The 7,156-nt window shown below is 71.5% G+C and carries 8 protein-coding genes; 2 read left to right on the forward strand and 6 right to left on the reverse strand.

What is annotated here, in order from left to right; all coding sequences use genetic code 11:
- Nucleotides 1–1,134, forward strand: a 1,134-nt coding sequence (locus A9O63_RS19585) for a DNA repair protein RecN (RefSeq protein WP_069333397.1), incomplete at its 5' end; no start/stop codon positions are given.
- A 10-nt stretch (nucleotides 1,135–1,144) separates the two neighbouring features.
- On the opposite strand, the gene A9O63_RS19590 is transcribed toward A9O63_RS19585, so the two are convergent.
- The 5 genes from A9O63_RS19590 to A9O63_RS19605 form a co-directional block, all read right to left on the reverse strand.
- On the reverse strand, nucleotides 1,145–1,537 hold the full coding sequence (locus A9O63_RS19590; RefSeq protein ID WP_069333398.1) for an SgcJ/EcaC family oxidoreductase: 393 nt from the start codon (nucleotides 1,535–1,537) through the stop codon (nucleotides 1,145–1,147).
- A complete protein-coding gene (locus A9O63_RS19595; protein WP_069333399.1) occupies nucleotides 1,534–2,907 on the reverse strand; it encodes an FAD-binding oxidoreductase in 1,374 nt (457 codons plus the stop codon). Before A9O63_RS19595 ends, A9O63_RS19590 begins: the two co-directional genes overlap by 4 nt.
- Nucleotides 2,908–3,036: 129 nt before the next feature.
- Complete coding sequence (locus A9O63_RS19600; RefSeq protein WP_069333400.1) at nucleotides 3,037–3,666, reverse strand: DUF1638 domain-containing protein; 630 nt, start codon at nucleotides 3,664–3,666, stop codon at nucleotides 3,037–3,039.
- A complete protein-coding gene (locus A9O63_RS22425; protein ID WP_084296076.1) occupies nucleotides 3,666–3,821 on the reverse strand; it encodes a hypothetical protein in 156 nt (51 codons plus the stop codon). Before A9O63_RS22425 ends, A9O63_RS19600 begins: the two co-directional genes overlap by 1 nt.
- A gap of 52 nt (nucleotides 3,822–3,873) precedes the next feature.
- The gene (locus A9O63_RS19605) at nucleotides 3,874–4,572 is read right to left on the reverse strand and encodes a corrinoid protein (protein ID WP_069333401.1); all 699 of its coding nucleotides are present in this window, start codon (nucleotides 4,570–4,572) and stop codon (nucleotides 3,874–3,876) included.
- 156 nt (nucleotides 4,573–4,728) lie between these two features.
- Between A9O63_RS19605 and A9O63_RS19610 the strand changes: the two genes are divergently transcribed.
- A complete protein-coding gene (locus A9O63_RS19610) occupies nucleotides 4,729–5,817 on the forward strand; it encodes a PA0069 family radical SAM protein (protein ID WP_069333402.1) in 1,089 nt (362 codons plus the stop codon).
- A 98-nt stretch (nucleotides 5,818–5,915) separates the two neighbouring features.
- On the opposite strand, the gene bmt is transcribed toward A9O63_RS19610, so the two are convergent.
- Nucleotides 5,916–6,923 (reverse strand): betaine--homocysteine S-methyltransferase, encoded by a 1,008-nt coding sequence (gene bmt, locus A9O63_RS19615; RefSeq protein WP_069333403.1) that lies wholly within the window; start codon nucleotides 6,921–6,923, stop codon nucleotides 5,916–5,918.
- Nucleotides 6,924–7,156 lie beyond the last annotated feature (233 nt).

Raw genomic sequence — 7,156 nt, forward strand, 5'->3', positions numbered from 1 at the left:
ACGCTTCTGGCCGCCGAGGAGGCGCTGGCCGCCGTGCGCGCCGAGGAGGATTTCCTGCGCCATGCCGTGGCCGAGCTCGACAAGCTCGATCCGCAGCCGGGCGAGGAGGCGCTGCTCGACACCCGCCGCCGCGAGATGCAGGGTGCCGAGAAGATCCGCGACGACATCGCCCGCGCCCATCGCGCGCTCTCGGCCGAGGGGGCCGAGACGCTGCTGGTCGATGCGCTGCGCTGGCTTGAGACCGCCTCGGACCGGGCGGGCAACCGGCTGGAGGCGCCGCTCGCCGCGCTGTCGCGGGCGCTTCTGGAACTGGGCGAGGCGCAGGACGGGGTGGAAGCCTGCCTTGCCGATCTCGACTTCGACCCGCGCGATCTCGAGGCGCTGGAAGAGCGGCTCTTCGCGATCCGGGCGCTGGCGCGGAAACATTCGGTGCTGCCCGACGAGCTCGGCACCTTCGCCGAGGAGCTGCGCGCCCGTCTGGCGGCGCTCGATGGCGGCACGAAGCAGATCGACGCCCTGCGCCGGGCGCTGGCCGAGGCGGAAGCCGCCTGGGAGGCCGAGGCCGCGATCCTGTCCGAGGCGCGCCGCGGGGCCGCGGGCCGGCTCGATGCAGCCATGGCCGCCGAACTTGCGCCGCTCAAGATGGAGCGCGCGGTGTTCGAGACCCAGGTGACGGAGGCCGATCCCGGCCCCGAGGGCCGCGACGCCGTGGCCTTCACCGTGGCCACCAACCCCGGCGCGCCCGCGGGCCCCCTGAACCGCATCGCCTCGGGCGGCGAGCTCTCGCGCTTCCTGCTGGCGCTCAAGGTCTGCCTGACGGGCGACAGCCCCGGCCTCACGCTGATCTTCGACGAGATCGACCGCGGGGTAGGGGGCGCCACCGCCGACGCCGTGGGCCGTCGCCTGAAGGCGCTGGCCGAGGGCGCGCAGGTGCTGGTCGTGACCCACTCGCCGCAGGTGGCAGCCCTCGGGGCGCATCACTGGCGGGTCGAGAAGCGGGTGGCCCATGGCATGACCACCTCGACCGTCAGCCCGCTCGGCGCCGGCGACCGGATCGAGGAGATCGCCCGGATGCTCGCAGGCGACACGATCACCGATGCCGCGCGCGAGGCGGCGCGCGCGCTGCTCGACTGAGGGGCCCGCCTCAGCCCTCGACCACCGTGAAATGCAGCGTGACGGCCTCGCTCCCGGCCTTGCGGGCGAGCAGCACCGCCGTCAGCACGGCGCCGATCCGCCCCGCGTCGCGCCCTTCGGCATCGACCAGCCCCGAGAGCACGAAGCGCTGATGGACCAGCGTCGCCCCCGGCCCGAGCGGCCGCAGGTCGGTCTTGCCGGTCACGAGCCGCGAGCGGGCGAAGGCGCCGGACAGCTCGGCCTTCAGCGCGGCGAGGATCTCCTTGCGCCCCTCGCACCAGAGGCCGGTGAGGGTGAGCATGGTCGCATCCTGCGCCAGCAGCTCGGACAGCGCCTCGGCATCGCGGGCAGCCCAGAGGGCGGCGAAGCGGCGCGGGAAATCCTCCGGGGTGGGCGCGCTCATGCCGAAGCCACCATCTTGCCGGGGTTCATCAGCCCCAGCGGATCGAGCGCCTGCTTGATCGCGCCCATCACCGCCCAGCCCTCGCCATGCTCCGCCTCCATGTAGCCGAGCTTGCCGAAGCCGATCCCATGCTCGCCCGTGACCGTCCCGCCGAGCCGCAGCGCCCGCTCGGCCATCCGGCCCGACAGGCGCTTCGCCTCGGCCAGCTCCTCCGCGCTCTGGGGATCGACCAGCAGGATCGCATGGAAGTTGCCGTCGCCCACATGGCCGAGGATCGGCCCCGGCACCGGGCTCGCCGCGAGATCGGCCTGAGTCTCCTCGACCGCCTCGGCCAGCCGCGAGATCGGCACGCAGACATCCGTGACCCAGCCCTCGGCGCCGGGGCGCAGCGCAAGGCAGGCGCGGTAGGCCGCGTGGCGCATCTTCCAGAGCCGCGCCCGGTCCTCGGTGCGCGTGGCCCACTGGAAGTCCGCCGACCCGTGCTCGGCCGCGATCTCGCCGAAGCGCTCCGCCTGCTCGGCCACGCCCGCCTCGGTGCCGTGGAACTCGATCAGGAGATGGGGCACTGCCGGCATCTCCATCTGGGCATAGGCGTTGCAGGCGGCGACCGAGGCCGCATCGAGAAATTCGATCCGTGCCATCGGGATGCCGTGCTGGATCGTTTCGATCACGCAGCCCACCGCAGCCCCCATGTCGGGGAAGGCGCAGACGGCGGCCGACACCGCCTCGGGCTGGCCGTGAAGCCGCAGCGTAAGCTCGGTGATGAGGCCGAGCGTGCCCTCCGACCCCACCATCAGCGCGGTCAGATCGTAGCCCGCCGCGCTTTTCGGCGCGGCGGTGCCGGTGCGGATCACCCGCCCGTCGGACAGCACCACCTCGAGCCCCAGCACATTGTCGCGCATCGTGCCGTAGCGCACCGCCGTCGTCCCCGAGGCGCGGGTCGCGGCCATGCCGCCGAGGCTGGCATTGGCGCCCGGATCGACCGGGAAGAAAAGGCCCGTGTCGCGCAGCGCGGCATTCAGCGCCTCGCGGGTCAGGCCGGGCTGGACGCGCACGATCATGTCCTCGGGGCGCAGCTCGAGGATCCGGTCCATCTGGGCGAAGTCGACGGTCACTCCGCCCCTGAGCGCCAGCGCGTGCCCCTCGAGCGAGGTGCCCGCGCCCCAGCCCACCATCGGCACGCGGTGGGCGGTGCAGATCTCGGCGATCCGCGCCACTTCGGCCGTCGAACGCGGAAAGGCCACCGCATCGGGCGGACCCGCATGGAGATGCGTCTCGCTCTGGGCATGCTGCTCGCGCACGGGACGCGAGCGCGAGAGCCGCTCGCCCAGAACCGCTTCGATGTCGCCGAGTGCCGCGTCGATCCGCATGATCTCCTCCTTGCCGTGCCGCGACCCTAAGCCAAGGGGGAGGCGGCGGAAAGAGCCCGTCCGCCGCGCAGCCCGCGTACGCGCAAGAGGCCGCCGGAGAACCGCCTGGCCGGCCGACGCCCGGCCCCCTCAGCGCCCCAGGGCCGCCAGCCGGGGCGCGAGATCGCCATATCCGGTGAAGCGCCGCTCATAGGCGAGCCCCAGCCTGCGGGCGCAGTCCTCGGCCTTGGCGTCGAGTGCCGGATCCTCGGTCTGCGCCTGATAGACGAGCTTCGTGTAATGGCCGAAATACATGTCCCTGAGCTCGGGATGCCGGTCGAGCCCCATCGGGCGCCAGACGAAGGCCTCGAACTGCCGCACGAGGAAGTCGGTCAGGTAGAAGGCAGTGAATTCCTCGTCGGCGCGGGCGGCGAAGGCCGCGTTGCCCTCGAAGAAGGAGTAGCAGTGCGGCCCTTCTACCATCTCGACGCCCAGATCGCGGCATGTCCGTTCCAGCGCGCCGCCGGTGCCGCAATCGGCATAGACCACGAAGACCGGCCCTTCGGCCGCGCGCACCGCCGCCTCGACCGCCTCGACGATCTTCTCGGGCCGCAGATGGAGCTTGGCGGGCAGGCACTGCAGGTCGAGATGATCCCAGCCGTTCGCCCGCTTCAAGGCCAGGATCTCGTGGGCCAGCGCCCCGCAGGCGATGAGGCGGATGCGCCCCCTGCCTTCGGGCGCCAGCCCCTCGTCGGACAGGCGGCGGTCGTCAAGGCCCATCACGGCCCCCGCCGCAGCCGCAGGAGGAGGCTCGCCACCAGCGCCACCAGCCCGAGCGCCCCGAGCGGCCATCCCGCCCCGTGAAACAGCGCGACCGTCACCCCTGCGGCGAGGAGGACGGTCGCGATCATGGCGAGCAGGAGGGCGGGCGGCATGGCAGGGCTCCTTTCCCTCAAGATGAGCATTCCCGCCGTCCGGGAAAAGGCCTCAGGCGTTGGGGCGGTTGTGACGTCGCGCGACCTGCACCTTGGCCGTCTCGACCGCCACCGCCGCGTCGCGGCAATAGGCATCCGCCCCGATGGCGCGGCCGAACTCCTCGTTCAGCGGCGCGCCGCCCACGAGCACGATATAGTCGTCGCGCACGCCCTTTTCCTTCATCGTGTCGATCACGACCTTCATGTAGGGCATCGTCGTCGTCAGCAGCGCCGACATGCCGAGGATGTCGGGCTTTTCGGTCTCGAGCGCCTCGAGATATTTCTCGACCGGGTTGTTGATGCCCAGATCCACCACCTCGAAGCCCGCGCCCTCCATCATCATGGCGACGAGGTTCTTGCCGATGTCGTGGATGTCGCCCTTCACGGTGCCGATCACCATCTTGCCCATCCGCGGCGCCCCGGTCTCGACCAGCAGCGGCTTCAGGATCGTCATGCCCGCCTTCATGGCGTTCGCGGCCAGGAGCACCTCCGGCACGAAGAGGATCCCGTCGCGGAAGTCGTTGCCCACGATGGTCATGCCGGACACCAGCGCCTTCGTCAGCACGTCATAGGGCGTCCAGCCGCGCTCGATGAGGATGTTCACCCCCTCCTCGATCTCGTCCTTCATCCCGTCATAGAGGTCGTCGTGCATCTGCAGCACGAGCTCCTCGTCATCGAGTTCGGACAGGATGATCTCTTCGTCGTCAGCCATGGCGGGCTCCTGAGGGAGTAGGGGTTTCCGACTGAATGCGGCCAAAGGTCCGCGGACACTCATCGGTTTGCGACATGGAGCGGATGAAAGCCGACAGCGGGCCCAGCCGCTGCGGAAGGGGTGGCCGTCGTTCCCTTTGTGTTCTAGGATGGACCCATGTCCTCGCGCGATCCCCGCCTCTCCCCCACCCTGCGCCTGCGCGCCCGCGGGGCGCTCGCCAACGAGACCGGCCGGTTCGAGACCGAGCGGCGCGAGGTTTTCGACGACGGCTGGGATCTGCCCGAGGAGGAGCGGCTCCTGCGCACCGAGGTCAGGACCGAGCGGCCGCGCTCGGCGCTCACCTACAACCGCTCGCCGGACCTGCCCTTCGACCGCTCGGTCAATCCCTATCGCGGCTGCGAGCATGGCTGCATCTACTGTTTCGCCCGCCCCAGCCATGCCTATCTGAACCTCTCGCCCGGTCTCGATTTCGAGACGCGGCTGATCGCGCGCCCCGGGATCGCCGCCGTGCTCGAGCGCGAGCTCCGCGCGCGATCCTATCGCGCAGCGCCCGTCGCGCTCGGCACCAATACCGATCCCTACCAGCCGATCGAGGCCACGCACCGGCTCATGCGCGAGATCCTCGAGGTGCTCGCGGCCTTCCGCCATCCCGTCGCGATCACGACGAAGGGCACGCTCATCGAGCGGGATCTCGACCTGCTCGCGCCGATGGCCGCCGAGGGTCTCCTGCGCGTGGGCCTCTCGGTCACGACGCTCGATCCGGGCCTCTCGCGCCGGCTCGAACCCCGCGCGCCCTCTCCTCAGCGGCGGCTCCAGACCATCCGGCGGCTGGCCGAGGCGGGCATTCCGGTGCGGGCCATGATCGCCCCGGTCATCCCGGGCCTGACCGACAGCGAGCTCGACCGCCTGCTTTCAGCGGTGGCCGGGGCAGGGGCGGTGGCCGCCAGCTGGATCATGCTGCGCCTGCCGCGCGAGGTGGCGCCGCTCCTGCGCGCCTGGGCCGAAGAGCATTACCCCGACCGCGCCGCCAAGATGCTGGCCCGGATCCGCGAGATCCACGGCGGACGCGACTACGATCCGGCCTTCGGCAAGAGGATGCGGGGAGAGGGCATCTGGGCCGACCTGATCGCGCGCCGCTTCCGGCTGGCCTCCGCGCGCCACGGGCTCGACCGGGCGCAGCCCGCGCTCCGCTCCGATCTCTTCCGCCCGCCGCCGCGCCCGGGCGACCAGCTGAGCCTGTTCTAGGCCCCGGGGGCGCCCGCGGCGCCTCGTCTCACTCTGGAAAAATATCCTCGGGGCGGGGGTCCGGGGGAGGGGCAGACGGCCCCGCCCCCGGCGGCTCCTCAGCTCCGCCGCCGGCGCCGCTCGCGCGCGGGCCCCGCATCGTCCGACCCGTCCGAGGCCGAGGAGAACCCCCCCAGCGTCTCCGAGATGGTCTCGAGCGAAGGCCGCGGCCCGCGCGGGCGGCTCTCGAGCGCCGCCCGCATCGCCTTCAGATGCTCCGGCATCGTCCCGCAGCAGCCGCCGATGATCCGCGCGCCCGCGTCGCGGGCCAGCACCGCATATTCCGCCATCAGCTCGGGCGTTCCATCGTAATGGATGTGACCCTCGTGATATTTCGGGATCCCCGCATTGCCCTTGGCGATGATCGGCACCTCGATGCCCTGGGCGGCAAAGCCCAGCACGGTGCGCAGGAGGTCCGAGGCGCCGACGCCGCAGTTCGCGCCGAAGGCGAGCGGCGGGTTCGGCAGCTTCGTGACCAGATCGACGAGCGCCGCGGCCGTGATCCCCATCATGGTACGGCCCGCGGTGTCGAAGCTCATCGTGCCGCACCAGGGCATCCCCGCCAGCCGGGCCGCCTCGGCCGCGGCCTTGAATTCCTCGGCCGCCGAGATGGTCTCGACCCAGAGCACATCCGCGCCCCCGGCCTTCAGCGCCTCGGCCTGTTCGTGGAAGATCTCGACCGCCATCCGGTGGGTGAGGGTGCCCATCGGCTCGAAGATCTCGCCCGTGGGGCCCATCGAGCCCGCCACGACCACCGGACGGCCCGCGGCATCGGCCACCTCGCGCCCGAGCTCGGCCGAGATGCGGTTCAGCTCGCCCACCCGGCCCTGCGCCTCGTGCAGCTTCAGCCGGGCGGCATTGCCCCCGAAGCTGTTGGTCAGGAAGATGTCCGATCCCGCCTCGACCGCCGCGCGGTAGAGGCTGCGGATATTGTCGGGGCGGTCGACGTTCCACAGTTCCGGCGGCTCGCCCGACGACAGGCCCATGTTGAAGAGGTTCGTCCCCGTCGCGCCGTCGGCCATGAGCCAGTCGCGGGTCTGGAGCAGTCGGGAGAGGGCGTCGGTCATCTTGTCCTCGCTGGGATCAGGGACGGCAGGAAGGGCGCGGGCGCCCCGGCGCGCGAAGCTCTGACATGCAGCGGGCCGCGAGGCAAATCCAATTGTCCCGAAAAGCCCGGTCCCGGGGCAGGCCGCGCCGAAGCGTCGCTGCCGCGCCCGCGCGCCCGGACGGGCATCGACGACGGGCTGGTGGTCAATGTTCCAGCCCTTCGATGTCGTGATAGTCGATCTCGACCACATGG

The sequence above is a fragment of the Cereibacter johrii genome, assembly GCF_001720585.1.
GTDB lineage: Bacteria > Pseudomonadota > Alphaproteobacteria > Rhodobacterales > Rhodobacteraceae > Cereibacter_A > Cereibacter_A johrii.

Excerpts from the sequence above, each read along its gene's own strand:
- bmt (WP_069333403.1), bottom strand. The coding sequence starts at position 6,923 with ATGACCGACGCCCTCTCCCGACTGCTCCAGACCCGCGACTGGCTCATG.
- A9O63_RS19610 (WP_069333402.1), top strand. The coding sequence starts at position 4,729 with ATGTCCTCGCGCGATCCCCGCCTCTCCCCCACCCTGCGCCTGCGCGCC.
- A9O63_RS19605 (WP_069333401.1), bottom strand. The coding sequence starts at position 4,572 with ATGGCTGACGACGAAGAGATCATCCTGTCCGAACTCGATGACGAGGAG.
- A9O63_RS19595 (WP_069333399.1), bottom strand. The coding sequence starts at position 2,907 with ATGCGGATCGACGCGGCACTCGGCGACATCGAAGCGGTTCTGGGCGAG.
- A9O63_RS19590 (WP_069333398.1), bottom strand. The coding sequence starts at position 1,537 with ATGAGCGCGCCCACCCCGGAGGATTTCCCGCGCCGCTTCGCCGCCCTC.
- A9O63_RS22425 (WP_084296076.1), bottom strand. The coding sequence starts at position 3,821 with ATGCCGCCCGCCCTCCTGCTCGCCATGATCGCGACCGTCCTCCTCGCC.
- A9O63_RS19600 (WP_069333400.1), bottom strand. The coding sequence starts at position 3,666 with ATGGGCCTTGACGACCGCCGCCTGTCCGACGAGGGGCTGGCGCCCGAA.